Raw genomic sequence first — 21,896 nt, forward strand, 5'->3', positions numbered from 1 at the left:
GTGATTGAGAGGGCCTCATCGCGAGCAGGCTCACTCCTACAGGGGTACGCATTTCAACTGTAGGAGTGAGCCTGCTCGCGATGAACCGCCCAGCGGTTCCCGAGGATGATTACGCTGGCGAGTGTTCCTCCATCGCGGCTTTGTAAATCGAGTTCTTCGGCTGCGCAAACAACCGCTCCATCATCGGCTCGAAGAAACACAAAGGCAGCGTGTCATAGCCCGGATCAAACGCCGCCGCATCGTATTTGGCGCAAAACTCGGCGGTTGCCTGAAACTGCGGATGCTCCTTGAACTGCTCGCGCAGATGCCTATCCATGCCCAGGTGATGAAAGAAGTAGTAACCCTGAAACACACCATGCTTCTCGACCATCCACAGATTCTCGGCACTGACGAACGGCTTGAGAATCGCCGCAGCAATGTCCGGATGGTTATACGAGCCGAGCGTGTCGCCAATGTCATGCAGCAACGCACAAACCACGTATTCCTCGTCGCGTCCATCACGAAAGGCGCGGGTCGCGGTTTGCAACGAATGGGTCAGGCGATCCACGGGAAAACCGCCGAAATCGCCTTCGAGCAATTTCAGGTGGGTCATGATCCGCGAGGGCAGTTGTTTGGCGTAGGCACTGAAATCCGCGGCGATGATCGCCCAGTCTTCCTGCGTACCGTCCTTCATATGGGTGAAGCGGGCATTGGCGTTCATCGGCCATCCTCTTTCTTGTTATTCAGAACGCCACGCGACCCAGAATCATGTCGCGGTACATGACAAAGTCACCGAGCAGGCTGTACAGCGGATGCTGAAAAGTCGCCGGTCGGTTCTTCTCGAAAAAGAAATGCCCGACCCAGGCAAAGCTGTAGCCAGCCAATGGCACCGCCAATAGAAGCAGCCAGGCACCTTTGGCGATGGTCATCGCCAGAATGAAAATAACCAGCGTCGTGCCGATGAAGTGCAGGCGCCGGCAGGTGCTGTTGTTGTGTTCGCTGAGGTAATACGGATAGAACTCAGCGAAGCTGTTGAATTGCTTGATGTTTTCCACGACCGCGTTCTCTGTGGTTATTGTTCTGGCGACGAGTTGTTCGGCGGGTAGCTTATTTGAGTCTAGAGTGATCATTGGCGTGGGCCAGTGACAATCGGCGCCACTTTAGTATCCTTCGCAAATCAGGCCGTAGCATGCGGCCCATCATGTAAAAGAATAACGCCATGAGCGAACGAACGACTTCTGCAAGCTGGGCGATGGGGATTGTCAAAGCATTGGAGATGGACGGCCTGGATTGCCGGGTTCTGTTCAAGCAACTGGGGCTCGATTACACGGCTCTGGATGATCCGGATGCGCGCTTTCCGCAAGATTCCATGACCCGCCTCTGGCAACGGGCGGTCGAGTTGTCCGGTAATCCGGCGATCGGTCTGAACATGGGCAAAGTGGTGCGACCGGCGTCGTTTCATGTCGCCGGCTACGCATTGATGTCGAGCAATACCCTGGCCGAAGGCTTCCAGCGACTGGTGCGCTATCAGCGGATCATCGCCGAAAGTGCCGACCTGAGCTTCCGTCTGCTGGAAGAAGGTTACGCGCTGATCCTGACCGTGCACGGCGACCATCTGCCGCCGACCCGGCAAAGCGCCGAAGCCTCGCTGGCCTGTGCACTGGGCCTGTGCGGCTGGCTGACCGGGCGCACGCTGCATCCGGTCAAAGTGCTGGTGCAGGGTGATCAGCCGGAAAATCTGCAACCCTACAAACAAGCCTTCCACGCGCCGTTGGTGTTCAACGCGCCGTACGATGCGCTGATCTTCGAACGCGCCGACATGGAGGCGCCGCTGCCCACCGCCAACGAGGCGATGGCGCTGTTGCATGACCGGTTTGCCGGGGAATATCTGGCGCGGTTTTCCGAGAGTCGCGTGACCCACAAGGCGCGGCAGGTGCTGTGCCGGTTGCTGCCACAAGGCGAGCCGAAGCGCGATACCGTCGCGCAGACCCTGCATTTGTCGCAGCGTACTTTGCAGCGTCGCTTGCAGGAGGAGGGTACGAGTTTTCAGCAACTGCTCGATGACACGCGCCGCGAACTGGCCGAGCAGTATCTGGCGCAACCGAGCATGACTTTGCTGGAGATTGCCTATCTGTTGGGCTTTGCCGACCCGAGCAACTTCTTTCGCGCGTTCCGCCGCTGGTTCGACACCACGCCCGGCGATTACCGGACGCGGTTGTTGCAGGCGCCGAGTGCGATCAGTGACGCCAAAAGGCCGGAATACACAGTACAAACACCGTAATGATCTCAAGTCGGCCGAGCAGCATGCCGAACGACAGGATCCATTTGGCCGCATCCGGCAGGGTGGCGAAGTTGCCCGCAGGGCCAATGGTCTCGCCAAGGCCTGGGCCGACGCCGGACACGGTACTGGCGGCGCCGGTCAGCGCAGTCATCCAGTCGACGCCGAGCAGCGACAGCAACAGGGCGATCACGCAGATGGTGATGGCGAAGAAGAACGAAAACGTCAGAATCGAGCGGACGATCTCTTCGTCGAGACGGTGGCCGTTGTACTTCTGTTTGATCACCGCGCGCGGGTGAATCAGCTGGTTAAGGTTGGCCTTGAGCAGGATGTAGGCGACCTGGAAGCGGAAAATCTTGATCCCGCCCGCCGTCGACCCTGAACACCCGCCGACAAAACCCAGATAGAAAAACAGCATCAACGAGAAGTTGCCCCACAGGCTGTAATCGCCAAGGGCGAAACCGGTAGTGGTGACCACCGATGTCACGTTCAGCGCCACGTGGCGCAAGGCGTCCAGCCAGTGCAGGTTGGTCGTCCACCAGTACCAGGTGCCGAGCACCAGCCAGGTCACCAGCAACATCCCGAGCAACCCCTGCACCTGCTGATCTTTGATCAGCGCTTTACGATTGCCGCGCAATGTCGCGACGTAAAGGGTGAACGGCAGGCTGCCGAGAATCATGATGACCACCGCAACCCAGTGCACCGCTGGTTGCGTCCACTTGGCCAGGGATTGGTCGGAAGTTGAAAATCCACCGGTGGAAATTGCCGACATTGCATGGTTGATCGCGTCGAACGGGCTCATCCCGGCCCACCAGAACGCGAGGCTGCCGAGGATAGTGATGCCGACGTAAGCGGCCACAATCAGCCGCGCCACCATGTGCGAGCGCGGCATGACCTTTTCCGAGCGGTCCGAGGATTCTGTCTGGAACAGGCGCATGCCACCGATGCGCAGCAACGGCAGAATCGCCACCGCCATACCGATAAAGCCGATGCCGCCGATCCAGTGCAGCAGCGAGCGCCACATCAGAATGCCGGGGGACATGGTGTCGAGGCCGTTAAGTACGGTCGAGCCCGTCGCGGTGATGCCGGACATGCTTTCGAAAAAAGAGTCGGTGTAGCTGATGTGCTGGGTGAGCAGAAACGGCAGCGCGGCGAAAATGCACACCACCAGCCAACTGCTCACGGTTAGCAGGTACATGTCGCGCGGGCGCAGGTGTATGTGTTCCGGGCGCCCGGGAATCACCAGCGCGAGGCCGGCGACAAAGGTGATCATGCTCGCCCAGAGGAACGACGGCAGGTCGCTGGTGCGCTCGAAAATCACCAGGGTGGCCATCGGCACGACCATGGCCACGGCCAGGGTGATCAGGAAGATGCCGATGATGAAACCAATGATCCGTAAGGTCGGCAACGCCATGAAGTCCGCTCGGGCTGATGTGGGAAGGGCGCCATTCTACCCGTGGGGCAGGGCATGTAAACCGGCATCCTGTTGGCAGATAAAGCTAGAATAGCCGCACATATTTTTCAGGAGGTGGCCGATGCAGGCTCTCGACGCGTTGCTCAACCGTGTTTCCGTTCCACGACTGGTCGAACCGGCCCCCACTGCCGAGCAGCGCGAAGCTCTGTTTGGCGCCGCATTGCGCGCGCCGGATCACGGGCATTTACAGCCGTATCGTTTCCTGACCGTCGAAGGTGCGGCGCGCGAGCAGATGGGTGAGTTGCTGGCTGAAGCTGCACAACAGCAGGAAGGCGAAGTCACCGAGGCTATGATCGACAAGGCGCGCAACGGTCCGCTGCGGGCGCCGCTGGTGGTTGTGGTGATCGCCAAATTGCAGGAACACGTCAAGTACCCGAAGGCCGAGCAGTTGCTGGCGGCCGGGTGTGCGGCCCACGGGATTTTGCTGGCGGCGTATGCGCAGGGGATTGGTGCGGTGTGGCGTACGGGTGATCTGGCGTATTCGCCGCATGTGGCCAAAGGTTTGGGGCTGGCGGACGGTGAAGAGGTGATTGCGTTTCTTTACCTCGGCACGCCGCAGAAAGAACCGCGTGTGGCGGAGAAGGTTGATCTGGCCGAGTTTGTTAGTGCCTGGCCTGGTAAGGCGTAAAGCGAAGAGCCCCTCACCCTAGCCCTCTCCCAGAGGGAGAGGGGACTGATTGGGGGATGCTGTAGAAGTACGCCGACGTGGGCGATTTTCATGGAATCCAGAATCGGCTTTGGTTTGAGTTGATTTCGTGGAATCCAGAATCGGCTTCGGTTTGAGTCGAATTCAAAGTTGATCAGGCTTCCGAATCCATAATCAACTCGGTTCTTCAGGTCGATGTATGACGCAAGACACCTCGGTCGGCCCCCTCTCCCTCTGGGAGAGGGCTGGGGTGAGGGGCTTTCTGGGGTGAGGGCGGCTTTTAGAGTTGCACCACCGCTCCGGGGACAAGCGGCAATTCCAGACTGGCAATAAACCCTCCCTGCGGATGATTGGCCAACATCAAACTCCCACCATGACGCTCCGCCGCTCGCCGCGCAATCGCCAGCCCCAAGCCATGCCCTGCCGCCGTCTGCCCCGGAGCGCGATAGAACGGCTCGCCCAACTGACTCAAATGTTCGGCCTGCACCCCTGGCCCATGGTCGCGCACGCTCACCACAATCCGCTCGCCCTGACGCGAGGCCTGCAATTCAATCGCCTGACCTTGCGGGTTGAAACGCTGGGCATTGCGCAGCAAATTGTCGACTGCGCGCTCGATCATCGTTGGCCAGCCCTTGAGGTGCAGGTGTTGCTCGACGTCCAGACGCACAGTCTGCTCGGGCGATCCCAGTTTGGCGTCTTTTTGCAAAGTGCCGAGCAACGCGTTCAGATCCACTTCTTCAGCGCTGGCGTTGTCGGCATCGACCCGGGCCAGCACCAGAATTTCACTGATCAAGGCTTCCAGTCGATCGCATTCGCGGGTCAGCCGTGGCCAGAGTTTTTCCCGTTCCTCGGGATTGGCCCGTTCCGCCAGCGCCAAAGCAATGCGCAGCCGTGCCAGTGGTGAGCGCAGTTCGTGGGACACGTCACGCAGCAACTGGCGTTGACTGCCGATCAGGCTTTGCAGGCGCGCACCCATGCGGTTGAAATCGGTGGCCAGTACGCCGAATTCATCGCGACGGTTGGCCAGTTTCGCCAGACTGTTCTGTTGGTAGGTGGTCTGCCCGAGATCATGCACTGCGCCGCGCAAACGGCTGAGCGGGCGGGTGATGGAGAAGGTCACCAGCAGACTGAACAAGGTCAGCACCACCAACGCGATGCCCAGTGCGCTCAGCGGCCAGAGCAGGCTTTCGCGATGCCAGGCGTCGAGTTCCGGGTGCGGGATACGGTAGATAAAGAGGTAAGTGTCCCCGGTTTTTTCACTGGTGAACTCATCGGTCAGGCGCCGCCAGGGCAGGCGGCGGTCATCGTTGTTCTGCCGTGCTTCGAAGGCAGCCGCGCGACGCGGGAAGGTGCCGCGCACGACCGGGTCACCGCTTTCGTTGAGCACCTGAACATCAATGTGATATTGGCGTTTGCGCTGCTGGAGGATGTCTTGAGCGGCGTCTTCGCCTTGGGCTTCGTAGGTTTGCGTCCACTCGGCAGCGAGGGTATTGAGCCCCGGGTGGCGGCTGAGGATCCACGTGTCCTGGTTGAGCATGTGCCCGAGCAGAATGGACAGCCCGGCCACCAGAGCAATCGCCAGCCAGAAGCTCGCAAGAATACGCCAGAACAGTGAACGCACAGAAAATCCTCAATCAAACACAAATCCCTGTAGGAGCTGCCGAAGGCTGCGATCTTTTGACTTTGTTTTTTAAGATCAAGATCAAAAGATCGCAGCCTTCGGCAGCTCCTACAGGTTCCGGGTTGCAAAAGACCCGACGGGTTAACCGTCGGGTCCGGGTCAGAACATTATTGCGCCTTTTGCGCCTGCTGCGCTTTCCACGCCTTGAACTCGGCCCATTCGGCGCGACGCTCGGCCTGTTTCTTCTGGATCTCGTCGAATTTCTTCTGTTGATCCGGTTTCAGCACCGCACGCACATCGGTCTCGGCTTTCTTGTGGTTGGCCGCCATCTCGTCCTTCATGGCTTTCTGGTCAGCCGGCGAGAGTTTTTCCAGGTACTTGTCGACCACTTGCTTACGCTCGTGCATCTGCTCGCCCATGATCTTGCGGATCTGCTCGCGCTGTTCGCGGGACAGGTCGAGTTGGCTGTACGGGCCTTTGCCGTGCATGCCGTGCATCTGACCGCCGTGGCGAGCGCCATCCATCGGGCCACCCATCGGACCGCCGTCTTGCGGCATGGCCATGGCGACGGTTGGCAGAGCGGCAGCGAACATCAGAGCGATAAGAGTCTTGCGCATGGTGTATCTCCTTGTCTCGTTCCCGGTACGTTCCGGATGAGTACAGATTACGGAGATCAAGGTCAGCGGCGGTCAGCGCTGCGTAAAGCTTCGGTAAAGACGCTCAAGCGCTGACCTGACAAAACCTACAGGCTATAGAAGTAACCGCGACTGCGCAGGGCGACGATGCGCGGGCGGCCGTCCGGATGCGGGCCGATCTTTTTGCGCAGGTTGCTGACGTGCATGTCGAGGCTGCGGTCGTACAGGGTCAGCTTGCGGCCGAGGGCGATTTGCGCCAGTTCCTGTTTGTCCAGCGGCTCGCCAGGCTGTTTGAGCAGGGCTTCGAGCAGACGGCTTTCGGACACGGTCAGGGTCAGTTCTTTTTCGTCAATGCTGACCACGCCGCGCACCGGGCTGAAACTCAGGTCGCCCAACTCAAGTTGCGTCGACACCGCTGCCGGGTGACTGCGGCGCAATACAGCGCGCAGGCGGGCGGTCAATTCGCGTGGGTCACAGGGTTTGGCCAGATAATCGTCGGCGCCCAGTTCCAGGCCGAGGATACGGTCCAGCGGTTCACCACGGGCCGAGAGCATCAGCACCGGCAGGTCGGCGTGATCGTGGCGCAGCTGCTTGAGCAGCTCCAGACCGCTGCCGTCGGGCAGCATCACGTCCAGCACCACAGCCGCCGGGGCCGTTTCAGCCAGTGCCTTGCGGGCGCTGTGGCCATCGTGGCAGGCACGCACGTGGAAGCCTTCCTGGCTCAGCCAGCTACTCAGGAGTTCGCACAACTCCTGGTCATCATCAATCAGTAACAGCTCGCTCATGACTCACTCAATTTAGCCATTGCCGACGTTTTCGGCTTGCTCCACTGGCAAAGATACCGCAGAGCAGCGCCAATAGCGCTACTCCGGCTCCCGTGACGAACCACTGCTGCTGATCGGTCAGCAGGCGCGGCAAGGGACTTGCCTGGGCTTCCTTGAGTTGCAGCTTGAGACGCTGGTTCTCCTGGCGCAACCGGGCAAGCTGGGCGCTCTCGCGGGTATTGTCGGCATTTTGCAGTTGTTTGCTCAGTTCTTCCCGCTGCTGCTCGCTGGCCTTGAGGCGCTGCTGCAACTCGGTGATCTGACTGCCGGCGCTTAACGACAATGGCGTGGAGCTGCCGCCTTCGGTGGATTCCTCACCATGGGCGGGCGCCATGATCGACAACGTGACCAACATCAGACACAACGGACCCTTGCGCATCGCAACACCTGCTTCCAAATGGATATTGGGCAGGTTGTCGGCAGGCAAACGAGAATAATGAGCGATTGAGAACGCGATGAACCGACAAGGTTCATCGCGTGGGAGAGACTTGCGCAGGAAAGTTACGGCAGGACTTGCTTGAACGGCTTGACGACCACGTTGGCGTAGACGCCAGCGGCGATGTACGGATCGGCGTCAGCCCATGCTTGCGCGGCGCTCAGGGAGTCGAATTCGGCGACGATCAGGCTGCCGGTGAAACCCGCTGCGCCCGGATCATTGCTGTCGACGGCCGGGTGCGGGCCGGCCAGTACAATGCGGCCTTCACCCTTGAGCGCTTGCAGGCGTTCCAGATGCGCAGGGCGCGCGGCCATGCGTGCTTCCAGCGAGTTGGCGACGTCGGTGGCAATGATTGCGTAGAGCATGTCAGTCCTCGGTTTTTGGTGTTGTTGTGGTATCGGCGTCGTGCAGGTGACGCGACAGGTAAATGCCCTGTGCGACCAGGAACAATACGGTCATGCCCAGACTGCCGAACACCTTGAAGTCGACCCAGATGCTCTGGAAGGTGAAGGCGACGAACAGGTTGGCAGCGCCGCAGAACAGGAAAAAAGCGATCCAGGCGATGTTCAGGCGGGTCCAGACCGGGTCCGGCAAGGTCAGCGCGTGGCCCATGATGCGTTTGATCAGCAGTCGGTCACCGATGAAGTGGCTGCCGATGAAGGCGACGGCGAACAGCCAGTTGACCACCGGCGCTTTCCACTTGAGGAAGGTCTCACTGTGGAACGCCAGTGTCAGACTGCCGAACACCAGGCAGGCGATCAGTGTCAGCCATTGGCTCTTTTCCAGCTTGCGCTGTTTGATGAACAAGGCGCCGTACACCACCAGGGAACTGATGATCAGCATCGCCGTGGCGCTGTAAATACCGCCTACAGTCACTTCATGGCCAGCGATGTCGACGACCCGAGGATCAAGTTTGTAAACGATGAAGAACAGCAGAAGCGGGATGAAATCGATGAATTGTTTCACAGTGAGAGCCAGAAGCTGGATGTGGCGGCATAATAACAAACATATGGGCGCGCGATAGCGCCAGCTGATTTGAGGTTACAACTCCCCGTGAATGTTGATTTGCACTGCCATAGCACGGCCTCCGATGGCGCCCTGGCGCCTGCGGTTCTGGTTGCGCGTGCGTTCGAGAACGGCGTGCGAGTCCTGGCGTTGACCGACCACGACACCCTTGAAGGCCTCGCCGAAGCGCGCACCGCCGCCAATGAACTGGGGATGCAACTGGTCAACGGCGTCGAATTGTCCTGCACCTGGGGCGGCGCGACCATTCATGTGCTGGGCTACGGTTTCGACGTCAACGCCGCGCCGTTGGTCGAGGCGATCGCCAAATTGCACGATGGCCGCTGGCTGCGATCGGAAGAAATAAGCCGCAAGCTCGCCCTCAAGGGCATGCCCGGCGCCCTCGACGGCGCGCGGAAAATCCAGCAGGAGCTGGGCGACAGCGGCAACGCGCCGGCCCGTCCGCATTTCGCCGACTGGATGGTGCGTGAAGGTTTTGTAAAGGATCGCGCCGAAGCCTTCCGCAAATGGCTCGGCGCCGGCAAGCTCGGTGACGTCAAGCTGCACTGGCCGACGCTGGAAGACACCGTCGGTACGCTGCGCGCCGCCAATGCCTGGGTCAGTCTGGCGCATCCATGGCACTACGATTTCACCCGCAGCAAGCGCCGAAAGCTGATTGCCGACTATATTCAAGCAGGCGGGCATGCAATCGAGGTGGTCAATGGCCACCAGCCTGCGGAACAGGTGGGCAGCCTGGCAATCCTTGCCCGTGAGTTCGGTCTGCTGGTCAGCGCCGGCAGTGACTTCCATGGCCCTGGCGGCTGGTCCGAGATCGGCCAGTACCGGCCGGTTCCCGAGGACCTTCCACCCCTGTGGTGTCGGTTCAAACATGACACAGATATTGCCGCCGTCTGAACAGGTAGAGAATGTGAGTCAATTTTTCCAGATACATCCGGAGAACCCACAAGCGCGCCTGATAAAACAGGCGGTCGAAATCATCCGCAAGGGCGGGGTGGTGATTTATCCCACGGACTCTTCCTACGCCATCGGCTGCCAGATCGGCGACAAGACTGCGATCGAGCGCGTGCGCCGCCTGCGTCAGCTCGATGAAAAGCACAACTTCGCGCTGATCTGCTGCGATCTGTCGCAACTGGGCAACTACGCGAAAATCGACACCGGCACCTTCCGCATTCTCAAGGCGCATCTGCCGGGGCCGTACACCTTCATTCTCAACGCCACCCGCGAAGTGCCGCGTCTTTTGCTGCATCCGAAGAAGCGCACTATCGGCCTGCGCGTGCCAAGCCATCCGATCGCGCTGGCACTGCTGGCCGAACTTGGCGAGCCGCTGATGAGCGTGACCCTGATCATGCCCGGCGATGAAGATCCGCTCAGCGATCCCTACGAAATGCGCCAATTGCTCGAACACCAGGTGGACTTGATCATCGACGGCGGCTTCGGCGGCATCAAAGCCTCCACCGTGATCGACCTGACCGGCGATGACCCGGAAGTGGTCCGCGTCGGTTGCGGCGATCCGACGCCGTTCATGGTCGAGGCCTGAATGTCCGCAGTGGAAACCGTTGTCGATCCCCAGGCCGGCGCCCAGCAGGAACTGCCGTTTGCCATGGTCTATGGCCAGGCGGTCATGGAAATGCCGCTCGACCTGTACATCCCGCCGGATGCGCTCGAGGTGTTTCTTGAAGCCTTCGAAGGCCCGCTCGACTTGCTGCTGTACCTGATTCGCAAACAGAACATCAACATCCTCGACATCCCGGTGGCGGAAATCACCCGTCAGTACATGGGCTATGTCGAGTTGATGCAGTCGGTGCGTCTGGAACTGGCCGCCGAGTACCTGGTGATGGCCGCGATGCTCGCCGAGATCAAGTCGCGGATGCTCCTGCCGCGCGCTGAAACCATCGAAGACGAAGAAGACGACCCGCGCGCCGAACTGATCCGCCGCTTGCAGGAATACGAGCGCTTCAAGGCTGCCGCCGAAGGCATCGACGGCTTGAGCCGCGTTGGCCGCGACGTCATCGTGCCCAAGCTCGACGCCCCGGAAGCCCGAGCGCGCAAGCTGTTGCCGGATGTCGCGCTGGAAGAGATTTTGATGTGCATGGCCGAAGTACTGCGCCGTGGCGATATGTTTGAAAACCATCAGGTCAGCCGCGAAGCACTGTCCACCCGCGAGCGCATGAGCGATGTGCTGGAACGCCTCAAGGGCGGCGGTTTCGTGCCGTTCGTCGAGCTGTTCACCGCTGAAGAAGGCCGGCTGGGTGTGGTAGTGACTTTTATGGCGATCCTTGAACTGGTCAAGGAATCCTTGGTCGAGCTGGTGCAGAATGAGCCGTTCGCCGCGATCCACGTGCGAGCCCGAGCCGAATAACGAGTCGAAACATGAACCTGACTGAACCCCGCGAGCTGGCGCCCCTGCTTGAAGCCTTTCTGTTGGCCTCGGGAAAGCCGCAATCCCTTGATCGTCTCTTTGAACTGTTCGAAGAGGGCGAACGCCCTGAGCCTGCGGTCTTCAAGAAAGCCCTGACCCTGCTCGGCAAGTCCTGCGAGGGCCGCGCCTTCGAGCTCAAGGAAGTCTCGTCGGGTTATCGCTTGCAGATCCGCGAGAAATTTTCGCCGTGGGTCGGCCGGCTCTGGGAAGAACGCCCGCAGCGCTATTCCCGTGCCTTGCTGGAAACCATCGCGCTGATCGCCTATCGCCAGCCCATCACTCGTGGCGAAATTGAAGACGTGCGCGGTGTGGCGGTGAACAGCAACATCGTCAAAACCTTGCTGGAGCGCGAGTGGATTCGTGTTGTGGGTTACCGCGATGTGCCGGGCAAACCAGCAATGTTTGCCACGACCAAGATGTTTCTCGATCACTTCAACCTGAAGAACCTCGAAGACCTGCCGCCGCTGGCCGAACTGCGCGAGATGGAAACCGACCCGGTGCTCGATTTCGACGATGCGCCGGTGCCGCCGGGCTTGCAGGAACTGGCCGACGCCAGCGCCGAGCCGGAGGAAGAGAAGGAAGAGACCAGTTTCCATACGTTGTTGCTGGAGCTGGACAGCATGGAGGAGGGGATCAAGACTGACTTCGACGATTTGTTGCGGGATGCGGTGGATGGTGAAGCGGCCGACAGTGACGCGCCGACGACCGAGCCTGAAACCGAAGTCGCCGAACCCAAGATCGAAGTTGAACTTGAAGCAGAGCCAGAAGCCGAACCGGAAGAGGACATTCTTGGCGTCGCCGAAGCCCGCGAAAAGCTGTTGGCCGCCGTCGCCGCCCTCGAACAACCGGCGCCAGCGCCCGAGCCGGAGCTAAGCGAAGAAGAAGCCGAAGCCCGCGCGCTGGCCGAAGCCATCGAAGCCGAACGCCGCGAGTTCGAAGACTGATCCGCCCTCAAAACCACCGCGATCCCCTGTAGGAGTGAGCCTGCTCGCGATTGCGGTGTATCTGCCAAGAAGATGTCGACTGACACACCGCAATCGCGAGCAGGCTCACTCCTACAGGAGATTTGTGTGTTTCTGGAGTAGGTATGAGTTCGACAAAAGACCCGTGCATCAGCCTCTGCAAGTTCACCGACGACATCTGCCTCGGCTGCGGCCGCAGCAAGCGTGAAATCAAAGCCTGGAAGAAACTCGACAAGGACGACAAGCGCACCGTACTGGCCGAAGCCGCACTGCGCCTGATCAAACTGGGTGGCGCCGGTCGGCGGAAAAAGAAATAACTGTCGATCGATCAGCTAGTCTCTGATGCGCGACGGCGCACATCCGCGTATGATTCGCGACCCTTCGCCGATCCCTTCGGCCTAGAACCCAGATTTCAATGCTTCAGGCGTCCAATTCAGAGCGCTTGAACAGACCACACCGGGAGGTGCCCAGATGAGTGACATCAATCAGAAAGACGACCAGGAAATCGGCCCAGCAGGCGAAAAGCTGCAGAAAGTCCTCGCCCGTATCGGCGTCGGCTCGCGCCGTGACGTGGAATCCTGGATCAGCCAGGGCCGGATCAAGGTCAATGGCAAAGACGCCACCCTCGGCCTGCGCGTCGACATGCACGACGCCATCACCATTGATGGCAAGGTGATCAAGCGCGAAGAGGCTGCCGAATCGGTGCGCCGCGTGATCATGTACAACAAACCCGATGGCGAGATCTGCACCCGTGACGACCCGGAAGGCCGTCCGACCGTGTTCGACAAGCTGCCGCGTCCGAAAGAAGGTCGCTGGATCAACATCGGTCGTCTCGACATCAACACCACCGGTCTGCTGATGTTCACCACCGACGGTGAGCTGGCCAACCGCCTGATGCACCCGTCCTACGAGATGGACCGTGAGTACGCTGTGCGTGTACGCGGTGAAGTCGATGACGAAATGATCGAGCGCCTGAAGGCCGGCGTGGTGCTGGAAGACGGCCCGGCCAAGTTCACCGACATCAAACAGGCGCCAGGTGGCGAAGGCTTCAACCACTGGTATCACTGCGTGGTGATGGAAGGCCGTAACCGTGAGGTTCGTCGTCTGTGGGAATCGCAAGGACTGGTGGTCAGCCGTCTGAAGCGCGTGCGTTTCGGTCCGGTGTTCCTCAACTCCGACCTGCCGATGGGCCGCTGGCGCGAAATGAGCCAGTACGAAGTCGACATCCTCAGTGCCGAAGTCGGCCTGACCCCAGTAGCGATGCCGCAGCTGAACGCCAAGAGCAAAGACAAGCTTGAGCGTATGCAGCGCAAATCGTCGCGCCCAATGGGTAAGACCGAGCGCGTGCGCACGCTGCGTCCAGCCGCTGGCGCGCCGACCGGCCCACGCCCAAGCCGCGAGCCGCAGATCGAAGGCGAGCGTCCAGGTCGCAAGCCAGTTGCCACCCGTGACGGCGAGCGCGCTCCGCGTCCGGCCAACGGTCGCACTGAGCGTGGCGAGCGTGGTGCTCCGAGCGGTCGTGGTACGCCAGTGGCGGATCGTCCAGCGGACACCACCAACAAGCGCCCGGCCAAGCCTGCGCCGAAGCGTCCGGGGATCAAGCTGGTTGATGGCGACAAGCCGTCGGGCAAGCGTCGTGGTGCACCGGCCGGTTCCGGTCAGCGTCCGGGGTTTGGTCGCAAAAAGCCGGAATAAGGCAGTTGTGAGCTTCCAGCGGCAAGCTGCAAGCTAAAGCAGAAACGCCAACCTTAGGGTTGGCGTTTTTTTTGTTTGGCGAAAGGTATGTGGTGCTTTTGAGGGCCTCATCGCTGGCAAGCCAGCTCCCACATGGATCTGCGGTGTTCACAGGATTTATGCAGCGCAACAAAAAACTGTGGGAGCTGGCTTGCCAGCGATGAGGCCAATGCAGCCACCTAATTTGCAGGATCAGAACACAAAGCGCCCGTCAAACACCGGCTTGTCATCCAGTGCCAACACTCCGCCTGAGAAGATCAGGTCGAGGTGATGACTGCCCTTGGCGCCACCGCCCAGCCCAAGATGCAGCCCACAATGACGCTCTTCAAACCCGGCATTGCGCGCATACAGTTCCTTCACGCCTTCGTTGGTGCCAATCCCCAACTCTTCAATCCGCCGGTTCGACGGATTCGCATCCAGATACTTGTTGAAATCATGCTCCAGCCCCGGCACGTCCGTGGCGATGCGGCTGATGGTCGAGTTCTCGATCCACAGTTCCAGCGGTGATTCCAGCACGCCGTATTTGCGCGCAAACGGGATGGTGCTGAGGAACGTACCCTTGAACTTCACGTGGCCGTTGATCGCTTCGCTGTGGGTGGCGATTTCGCCGGGGGCCAGGTCGAAGTTGCCGACGCCGTTGATGTCGGTCCACTTCTTGATGCTGCTCAGCGGCGTTTCAAACCATGAACCGTCATCGTCCTTGAAACTCAGCGTGGTCGCCTGGGACATGCGCTGGATCAAGTGACTGTTGAGCCCGGCAATCCTCTGCGGGGTGACGCTGAAGGTGTCGTAGAAATACTCGCCGTAATCTTTGAACAGCAGCGACTTCTTCCAGTTTTCCGCCATCACACTTTGCAGTGCGCGGACAAACTCCGGGCCGTCGGGGCGCGGGTTGGGCAGGGTGGAAGAGTCGTAGAAGAAAATGTACAGATCGCTGTCGGTGATTGCCGAAGTCAGCGCTGCGGTGCTTTCCAGGTCCAGACGTCGGGCGCTGAACTGGAAACGAGGATGATCGCCTGCCTGTTCGGCGATGGCGCCGGTCAGCGCTTGGTAATCAGCCGTGTGGCCGAGCAATACCTTCGCCGAGTCGAGGCCGGCAAGGGCAGGGTGGTGTTCGAGGTAGTAAAGGAAATGCGAGATCGCGCGGGGCTTATCCATGAGTCCTCCCTGACTGACCGTGAAGAAAATGGCAGGCACGACCGGCCGGATCGTGCCTGCCCGGAGATGTCTTACAGAGGCCACATCGCCGTGCCGAACGGAACTACCGCGTCGGCTTGCATCATTTCCACAGCCGCCTCGTGGGTCGGTGCTTCAAACCATTGGTCCAGTTGCAGTTCGGTATCCAAGTCTTTTTCCAGTGCTTGCATGGTCGATCTCCTAGATGACTTTCACGGTTGTGACTGGCCGGTCGAGGTGGCCGGCAAGACGTGAAGAACCTAGTTCAGGGTTTTTTGTAATGCAAAAAATTATTCATTTAATTTTTAAATAGACTTTTTATTCTGTTTTTAAGCGGCGGTTTTCTTATTTGAAAACAAAAAACTAAGTCGCGTTTTTCATTAGCAAGCTAGCTACCGTCAATTTGCAGACGTCTGACAGAAATTTCTGAAATGGAAACTCTGCGTTACACGTCGTAAAGAAATAGTTACGAAAAAGCCGGAAAAGCCGAGTGAATCCAACCCTCCATGGAGTCTGTAAGGAAAAGCTGCCGAAGCCTGCTCCGCCGCGGGCTGCGCAAGGCTCTGGCGCGCTTGTTTCAGTGGCGTTTGCAGGGTGAGATGCGCCCCATGCCTGTCGTGCAGGTGCATAACAAGAAGGAGGCGCAATGAACGCCGTGACTGATCTCCACCTTTCTCCGTGGGACGGTTTTTTCCTCGTCCACGCCGATGGCCTGCAAAGGCCTGACTCAATTTTTGCAGCCGCTCGAGTGTCTCGAGGCGGACACACGCAATCCCGGCAACCATCACGCTGATCCAGCGGGGTCTGGCAGCAGGGGGTTAGCGGTGTACAATGCGCCGCGTTTTAACTGTGACCCTCTGCGTAATCGCGCAAATATCAAGGCTATCCGCCTTGTTCACTCCGTGGCGCCACAAGCGTTTCGGGTTCGATTTCGTCACAGATAAAAACAAACAGGTGACGCATGACCGTTGTAAATAAGCTGAACTCCTGGTGCCTGCGCTGGGGTTTGATCGGGGCTGCCTGAAATCGCAACCTTGCAGCAACGTCTACTGAACATCATCAAACCTTGCGTGAGACCTTTTTCATGAGTGGACAACCCTCGCAATCAGGCGAGCTGAAACGCGGCCTGAAAAATCGCCACATTCAACTGATCGCCCTTGGTGGCGCGATCGGTACCGGATTGTTCCTCGGCTCGGCCGGGGTACTGAAATCCGCCGGCCCGTCGATGATCCTCGGCTATGCCATCTGCGGCTTCATCGCCTTCATGATCATGCGCCAGCTCGGCGAGATGATCGTCGAAGAGCCGGTGGCCGGTTCCTTCAGCCATTTCGCGCACAAGTACTGGGGCGGCTTTGCCGGTTTCCTGTCGGGCTGGAACTGCTGGATTCTGTACATTCTGGTGGGCATGTCGGAGCTGACCGCGGTCGGCAAATACATCCACTACTGGGCCCCGGACATTCCGACCTGGGTCTCTGCGGCAGCCTTCTTCGTGCTGATCAACGCGATCAACCTGGCCAACGTCAAAGTCTTTGGTGAGGCCGAATTCTGGTTCGCGATCATCAAGGTCGTGGCGATCGTCGGCATGATTGCGCTCGGCAGCTACCTGCTGGTCAGCGGCAACGGCGGCCCGCAAGCCTCGGTAAGTAACCTGTGGTCGCACGGTGGTTTCTTCCCGAATGGTGTGAGCGGTCTGGTGATGGCCATGGCGATCATCATGTTCTCCTTTGGCGGTCTGGAAATGCTCGGTTTCACCGCAGCTGAAGCCGACAAGCCGAAAACCGTGATCCCGAAAGCGATCAACCAGGTGATCTATCGGATCCTGATTTTCTACATCGGCGCACTGGTGATCCTGCTGTCGCTGACGCCGTGGGACAGCCTGCTGGAAACCCTTAACGCGTCCGGCGATTCGTACAGCGGCAGCCCGTTCGTGCAAGTGTTCTCGATGCTCGGCAGCAACACCGCCGCGCACATCCTCAACTTCGTGGTCCTGACCGCTGCGTTGTCGGTGTACAACAGCGGCACCTACTGCAACAGCCGCATGCTGCTGGGCATGGCCGAGCAGGGTGATGCGCCAAAAGGTCTGGCGAAGATCGACAAGCGCGGCGTGCCGGTGCGCTCGATTCTGGCTTCCGCAGCGGTGACGCTGGTCGCCGTGCTGCTTAATTACCTGATCCCGCAACACGCGCTGGAACTGCTGATGTCGCTGGTGGTTGCAACGCTGGTGATCAACTGGGCGATGATCAGCTTCTCGCACTTCAAGTTCCGTCAGCACATGAACAAGACCCGGCAGACGCCGCTGTTCAAGGCGCTGTGGTACCCGTACGGCAACTTCATCTGCCTGGCGTTCGTCGCATTCATTCTTGGCGTGATGCTGCTGATCCCGGGCATTCAGATCTCGGTCTACGCGATTCCGGTGTGGGTCGTATTCATGTGGGTCTGCTACGTGATCAAGAACAAGCGCGGTGCGCAGCAGGCCGTGCACGCGGCAGGTGCTGCCAAGTAAGCGTTGACGCAGAAACACCAAACCCGGCCTGAGTGCCGGGTTTTTTTATGACTGCAAATATTGGGGCGCTATTGATAGTCGGCGAGAGGATAGTCCCTGCACAAGGTTTCGACTTCTGAGCGAAACTGCGCGAGGAGCAGGGGTTCCAGGGTGTAATCCTGTTCGCCGAGCGGTGCCACGGTATTCAGAATCCGCACGATCAAATCGACGATCTGGCGGCTGCCGTGGACATCGATCCGGCGTTGCGCCAGAGCAGCCGTGCCGATGCGCAATCCGCTGGTAACCAGTGCCGAGCGGTGATCGTCGGGTACGCGATATTTGCTGACAATGATCCCGCAGTGCCCCAGCGCCGCCTCCGCGATGGCGCCCGTGACGCCGCCACGCAAGTGAACCAGCACCGTGTGGTTTTCACTGCAGCCGCCGACCACTTCATAGTCCTGTGCCTGAAACGCCTTGGCCATCTCATCCGCCGTACTGCGGATCTGCGCCATGCAGGCATCGAATTCGGCAGACATTGCGTAGCCCAGCGCTGCAGCCTTTGCCGCGATCATGTTGGCGGCTGGCGAGCCCTGCATTCGCGGGTACACGGCTTGATCGAGGAGGCGGCTGAAAGTGGTCCTCAAACCGGGAATCTTGGTGTTCGCGTCACGCCCGCTGAGGATCACGCCACCCCGAGGCCCGGCGAGTTGCTTGTGCGTGCAAGTGACGGTGACCTGTGCGGCGTCGATCGGGCTTGGGTGCCTGCCGGTGGCGACAAGCCCGGCGATGTGCGAAATGTCGGCGAGCAGGATGGCACCGGCTTCATCGGCAATTTCGCGAAACCGCTTGAAGTCCACCACTCGCGAATAGGCGGTGGCGCCGCAGAGGATGACGCGTGGCCGATGGGCGAGTGCCAGCAGGCGTACCTTGTCGTAATCGATGAGGCCGTCTGCGGTCGTGCCGTACTGGATTGCCTTGTAGTAGGCACCCGAAAACGCAGCGAGGCTGCCATGAGTCAGATGACCACCGTGTTCCACTGCCATGCCCAGCAAGGTGTCACCCGGCTCCAGCAAAGCCGTGAGCACCTGGTAAACGGCGTTCGACGCCGAGTGTGGCTGGACGTTGGCGTATTGGGCCGCGAACAGTTCCCGCGCCCTGCGGATGGCCAGTGACTCGACCAGCTCGACGTTCTCGCACCCTGCGCTGTGACGTTTGCCGGACATGCCTTCTGCGCTCACGTTGACCAGCACTGAAGCAGAAGCCACCAAGGTTCGCGGCTGGACTGCGCAGGAGGACGAGACCAGTGAAAGCGTGTGCTGTTGACGCGTAACTTCAGCGTCGAGAATTGCCGCCAGTTCGGCGTCTTCTACGCGAAGATCTGCCAGGCCGCGTCGCAGCAAGTCAGTCTGGTTCTTGAGCGGTTCAGTAATGACTGCCATTGCTTGATTCCTTCCTTGGTTTTGCGTGATTTGCGCATGTCCTTGCTGCCAGATCTGTACAGGCGAATCCGTGTTTTGACCGCTGTGCGCGCAAAACTAAACCCTGTACAGGCCCCCGGTTTTTCGTTCTTTCACTCTCGAGAATGAGACGCCGGATTGACGCATCATAGATTTTTCAGTGAGGAACGCTACAGAATTAATCAAAAAAATGAACATTCTTCAAAGAAAATGATTCTTTTTGTAGTCGCGTCGGGTGTAAAACTGACATTGCCCGGGCCGATTTTCAGACCTGGGATGGAAGACGACAGGAACTGACGAGTCATTAGCGAGGCTGAAATGACCCCGCACGTTGGCGGAAGCAGCCTGTGAAAGCTGACTTTTTATACCGAACCCAGGGAGGGAGAATGCTATGATCCTGCGCGGCACTGACAGGGATATAACTGCAATTTCCTACCTCACTTGTGTATGTCCGGAATGATCATTCCCGACGTGACATTGATTGCAGTTAAAAATGGATGATAAGCATGTGATGCACAGAAGAGAAAGATCGGAGAATCTGAAAAACAATATCAAGTACCTGATCAAGAGTCGCGGGGAGACGCAACTGTCCTTGTGTCACTCCAGTGGTTTGACCCGAACGACCATCTATAACATTCTCGAAGGCAAGGTGGTCAACGTACAGCAGTCCACTGTTCGCAAGATCTCTGATTTCTTCGGGGTGTCTTATGAAGAAATCGAGACGATCGATTTTGAAGAGAAGGAAATAATCGAGAGCAGTATCTCTCCGCAGGGGAATATGAACCCGGCCGCTGTGCCTGTCATCAAGGAAAGCTTGCTCTTGCAAAGTCTGGATAAAAGAATTGGTGAGTTGGCCACGATTTATCCGCTGACTTACTATTTTGGCGCGTCTTTCAACCTGATTGGCGTGCTTCTGGAAAACGAAATCAGTGGCATGAATGAACCCGGTGATTTGTTGATCGTACAGAAAGGAGCGTCGACCAGCGACAGGGAAAAACTGCTGTATGACAAAATCACAGCGAAGTTATCTATAAGCCATGAAGGCAGCTTTGATACGGATCGTGTATGCGTGATCGGAGATGTAATCGAGGAACGATTTAATGGAATGCAGTGTTGAAATGGAAAACAGCAAGTACAAGTTGCTGGGATTCGAGAATGGAAAAAGCCTGGCCGTGATCATGGTCATTGCGACAGGCAAAATAATTAAAATAAAGCTGAGTGAAGTGTTGAATAGTGAGATTATGGATAATCTGAATAAAATCGAAGTAAAAAACCTCTACAAGAAGTTTTACTCGCAGGGCGGAGCGCTCACCGCTTACGAAATAAATGACCGTCATGAGAGTTCCTGGATGATCTACATCATTCTGAACCTGATGCTGTTCACGCTGTATATCTTCACCAGTATTGCCGCGACAAAACCTATTTACCTGGATTATTTCGACATTGTCGTCACTCCGGGAACGTTCCTGTATCCGCTGACCTTTCTGATCGTTGACTTGTTGAACGAGACCTTCGGCCTCAGGCTTGCACGCCGAGCGATACTCTTCGCGTTTATCAGCAATGCGGCGATTATCATTCTATTGGCGATTACCACCCATCTTCCGGGGCTGCCGGGTTGGAAGCTCGATGGGCCCTACAATGACGTGATCAGTCAGTTGTCTTCAGTTCTGGTGGCATCTTCCATTTCTTTTCTGGTGTCCGAGAATATAAATTCGTATCTATTGTGCAAGATCAAGGAGCTGACCAACTCCAGATTCCTGTTCTTGCGCGTGTTCTTGAGCACATTGTTTGCGGTGATCATCGACAGCTTTCTGTTTTGCTACATCGCCTTTTACGGAACGATGGAAAACAGCGCGATCCTGAGCATGATCTATGTTCAGATCGCAATTAAAGTGGGCTTTGCTTTCTTTAATATCATGCCGGCCTATGGCGCGCGGTCACTGTTCAAGAAATACCTGACGGGCAGTCAGGCTTGATCGAATAAAAATATCGCTCGCCCGGGCTGTCCAGGCGAGCGTTATTTTGTGCCTTAATTCAACTTGAGTTTCGTTTTCAAGCTATTGGTGACCTGCTCTTTGTTCTCCAGGAACTCGTTGAGTCCTTTTGCGCGAAGATTGCAAGCATCACAGTCAGCGCATCCGCTTCCGGCAATACCGTTATAGCAAGTCAGCGTCTGATGGCGGATCAGATCCAGCTGGTTGTGATAATCAGCCAAGGCCCAGGTTTCTGCCTTGTTCAACCACATCAGTGGTGTTTCGAGGCGTAACTGGTAATCCATGCCTAACTCAAGAGCATTGTTCAATGCTTTGACAAACTCGTCTCGGCAATCCGGATAACCGGAGAAATCGGTTTCGCATACGCCGGTAATGACCGTTCTGGCTTGTACTTGATAGGCGTAAATGGAAGCGAGGGTCAAAAACAGAATGTTTCTTCCCGGTACGAAAGTGCTGGGCAGGCTTTCTCCGGAGCTGTTCACGGTCGGCACCGGAATGTTGTCGCGTGTCAGGCTGCTGATGGCGAGTTCATTAAGCAGCGAGACATCCATGACCTTGTGCACGGTCACGCCGAGTTTTTTGCAAAGTTGCTGTGCAACTTCAATTTCGGCGTGATGGCGTTGACCATAGTCAAAGGTGATGCAGTGGACTTCGTCATAGTGGGTCAGCGCATGAATCAGGCAGGTCGTAGAGTCCTGACCACCACTAAACACGATAACTGCCTTGTTGCTCATAAGTCTGCTTCCTGCATTGATC

The 21,896-nt window shown here is 58.2% G+C and carries 24 protein-coding genes; 11 read left to right on the plus strand and 13 right to left on the minus strand.

Translation table 11 applies throughout. The features are described 5' to 3' along the window. Nucleotides 1-109: 109 nt before the first annotated feature. Together U6037_RS07440 and U6037_RS07445 are read right to left on the minus strand one after the other, a co-directional pair. On the minus strand, nt 110-700 hold the full coding sequence (locus U6037_RS07440) for an HD domain-containing protein (protein WP_322846304.1): 591 nt from the start codon (nt 698-700) through the stop codon (nt 110-112). A 22-nt stretch (nt 701-722) separates the two neighbouring features. Further along, on the minus strand, nt 723-1,034 hold the full coding sequence (locus U6037_RS07445) for a DUF962 domain-containing protein (RefSeq protein WP_064390809.1): 312 nt from the start codon (nt 1,032-1,034) through the stop codon (nt 723-725). Nucleotides 1,035-1,198: 164 nt separating this feature from the next. On the opposite strand from U6037_RS07445, the gene U6037_RS07450 reads away from it, so the two are divergent. Beyond that, nucleotides 1,199-2,260, plus strand: coding sequence for an AraC family transcriptional regulator (locus tag U6037_RS07450; protein ID WP_242204387.1), 1,062 nt, complete (start codon nt 1,199-1,201; stop codon nt 2,258-2,260). On the opposite strand, the gene U6037_RS07455 is transcribed toward U6037_RS07450, so the two are convergent. After that, entirely contained in the window at nt 2,217-3,671 is a 1,455-nt protein-coding gene (locus tag U6037_RS07455) for a TrkH family potassium uptake protein (RefSeq protein ID WP_277761141.1), read from the minus strand. The genes U6037_RS07450 and U6037_RS07455 overlap by 44 nt on opposite strands. A gap of 121 nt (nt 3,672-3,792) precedes the next feature. On the opposite strand from U6037_RS07455, the gene U6037_RS07460 reads away from it, so the two are divergent. Beyond that, nucleotides 3,793-4,359, plus strand: coding sequence for a nitroreductase family protein (locus U6037_RS07460; protein ID WP_322846305.1), 567 nt, complete (start codon nt 3,793-3,795; stop codon nt 4,357-4,359). Nucleotides 4,360-4,657: 298 nt separating this feature from the next. On the opposite strand, the gene U6037_RS07465 is transcribed toward U6037_RS07460, so the two are convergent. The 6 genes from U6037_RS07465 to U6037_RS07490 all read right to left on the minus strand — a co-directional run bounded on the left by U6037_RS07465 (nt 4,658) and on the right by U6037_RS07490 (nt 8,859). Then, nucleotides 4,658-5,998 carry a HAMP domain-containing sensor histidine kinase gene (locus U6037_RS07465; protein WP_322846306.1) on the minus strand — a complete coding sequence of 447 codons (1,341 nt, stop codon included), beginning with the start codon at nt 5,996-5,998 and terminating at the stop codon, nt 4,658-4,660. A gap of 167 nt (nt 5,999-6,165) precedes the next feature. Continuing rightward, nucleotides 6,166-6,615, minus strand: coding sequence for an LTXXQ domain protein (locus U6037_RS07470; RefSeq protein WP_242204379.1), 450 nt, complete (start codon nt 6,613-6,615; stop codon nt 6,166-6,168). A 125-nt stretch (nt 6,616-6,740) separates the two neighbouring features. Continuing rightward, nucleotides 6,741-7,418 (minus strand): response regulator transcription factor, encoded by a 678-nt coding sequence (locus U6037_RS07475; protein ID WP_242204377.1) that lies wholly within the window; start codon nt 7,416-7,418, stop codon nt 6,741-6,743. Between the two features lie 7 nt (nt 7,419-7,425). Further along, entirely contained in the window at nt 7,426-7,836 is a 411-nt protein-coding gene (locus tag U6037_RS07480) for a translation initiation factor 2 (RefSeq protein WP_322846307.1), read from the minus strand. Between the two features lie 122 nt (nt 7,837-7,958). Beyond that, complete coding sequence (locus U6037_RS07485; RefSeq protein WP_322846308.1) at nt 7,959-8,258, minus strand: YciI family protein; 300 nt, start codon at nt 8,256-8,258, stop codon at nt 7,959-7,961. Between the two features lies 1 nt (nt 8,259). Next, nucleotides 8,260-8,859 carry a septation protein A gene (locus U6037_RS07490; protein ID WP_122608964.1) on the minus strand — a complete coding sequence of 200 codons (600 nt, stop codon included), beginning with the start codon at nt 8,857-8,859 and terminating at the stop codon, nt 8,260-8,262. An 87-nt stretch (nt 8,860-8,946) separates the two neighbouring features. Between U6037_RS07490 and U6037_RS07495 the strand changes: the two genes are divergently transcribed. The 6 genes from U6037_RS07495 (at nt 8,947) to rluB (ending at nt 13,992) form a co-directional block, all read left to right on the plus strand. Then, on the plus strand, nt 8,947-9,810 hold the full coding sequence (locus U6037_RS07495; protein ID WP_034153247.1) for a PHP domain-containing protein: 864 nt from the start codon (nt 8,947-8,949) through the stop codon (nt 9,808-9,810). A gap of 13 nt (nt 9,811-9,823) precedes the next feature. Then, nucleotides 9,824-10,453, plus strand: coding sequence for an L-threonylcarbamoyladenylate synthase (locus U6037_RS07500; RefSeq protein ID WP_322846309.1), 630 nt, complete (start codon nt 9,824-9,826; stop codon nt 10,451-10,453). Further along, complete coding sequence (locus U6037_RS07505) at nt 10,454-11,275, plus strand: ScpA family protein (RefSeq protein WP_322846310.1); 822 nt, start codon at nt 10,454-10,456, stop codon at nt 11,273-11,275. It begins immediately after the preceding gene. An 11-nt stretch (nt 11,276-11,286) separates the two neighbouring features. After that, the gene (scpB, locus tag U6037_RS07510) at nt 11,287-12,279 is read left to right on the plus strand and encodes an SMC-Scp complex subunit ScpB (RefSeq protein WP_322846311.1); all 993 of its coding nucleotides are present in this window, start codon (nt 11,287-11,289) and stop codon (nt 12,277-12,279) included. A 143-nt stretch (nt 12,280-12,422) separates the two neighbouring features. Next, nucleotides 12,423-12,614: a DUF1289 domain-containing protein gene (locus U6037_RS07515; protein ID WP_007919669.1), complete on the plus strand. Its 192-nt coding sequence runs from the start codon at nt 12,423-12,425 to the stop codon at nt 12,612-12,614. A gap of 154 nt (nt 12,615-12,768) precedes the next feature. Then, on the plus strand, nt 12,769-13,992 hold the full coding sequence (gene rluB / locus U6037_RS07520) for a 23S rRNA pseudouridine(2605) synthase RluB (protein WP_322846312.1): 1,224 nt from the start codon (nt 12,769-12,771) through the stop codon (nt 13,990-13,992). A 231-nt stretch (nt 13,993-14,223) separates the two neighbouring features. Here the strand turns inward: rluB and U6037_RS07525 are convergent, their stop codons facing one another. Continuing rightward, nucleotides 14,224-15,189, minus strand: coding sequence for a leucyl aminopeptidase (locus U6037_RS07525; protein ID WP_322846313.1), 966 nt, complete (start codon nt 15,187-15,189; stop codon nt 14,224-14,226). Nucleotides 15,190-15,260: 71 nt separating this feature from the next. Continuing rightward, the gene (locus tag U6037_RS07530; protein ID WP_322846314.1) at nt 15,261-15,398 is read right to left on the minus strand and encodes a hypothetical protein; all 138 of its coding nucleotides are present in this window, start codon (nt 15,396-15,398) and stop codon (nt 15,261-15,263) included. A gap of 893 nt (nt 15,399-16,291) precedes the next feature. Here U6037_RS07530 and U6037_RS07535 point away from each other — a divergent pair. Next, complete coding sequence (locus U6037_RS07535) at nt 16,292-17,710, plus strand: amino acid permease (RefSeq protein ID WP_322846315.1); 1,419 nt, start codon at nt 16,292-16,294, stop codon at nt 17,708-17,710. A gap of 68 nt (nt 17,711-17,778) precedes the next feature. On the opposite strand, the gene glyA is transcribed toward U6037_RS07535, so the two are convergent. Then, the gene (gene glyA / locus U6037_RS07540; RefSeq protein ID WP_322846316.1) at nt 17,779-19,128 is read right to left on the minus strand and encodes a serine hydroxymethyltransferase; all 1,350 of its coding nucleotides are present in this window, start codon (nt 19,126-19,128) and stop codon (nt 17,779-17,781) included. A gap of 529 nt (nt 19,129-19,657) precedes the next feature. Here glyA and U6037_RS07545 point away from each other — a divergent pair. Then, nucleotides 19,658-20,263: a helix-turn-helix transcriptional regulator gene (locus U6037_RS07545; RefSeq protein ID WP_322847292.1), complete on the plus strand. Its 606-nt coding sequence runs from the start codon at nt 19,658-19,660 to the stop codon at nt 20,261-20,263. Beyond that, nucleotides 20,247-21,122, plus strand: a complete 876-nt coding sequence (locus tag U6037_RS07550; RefSeq protein ID WP_322846317.1) for a queuosine precursor transporter — start codon at nt 20,247-20,249, stop codon at nt 21,120-21,122. The genes U6037_RS07545 and U6037_RS07550 overlap by 17 nt, the downstream gene beginning before the upstream one ends. Nucleotides 21,123-21,175: 53 nt before the next feature. On the opposite strand, the gene queC is transcribed toward U6037_RS07550, so the two are convergent. Continuing rightward, nucleotides 21,176-21,874: a 7-cyano-7-deazaguanine synthase QueC gene (queC, locus tag U6037_RS07555; protein ID WP_322846318.1), complete on the minus strand. Its 699-nt coding sequence runs from the start codon at nt 21,872-21,874 to the stop codon at nt 21,176-21,178. Nucleotides 21,875-21,896: the final 22 nt, after the last annotated feature.

Source organism: Pseudomonas sp. B33.4 (genome assembly GCF_034555375.1).
Classification (GTDB): Bacteria; Pseudomonadota; Gammaproteobacteria; order Pseudomonadales; family Pseudomonadaceae; genus Aquipseudomonas.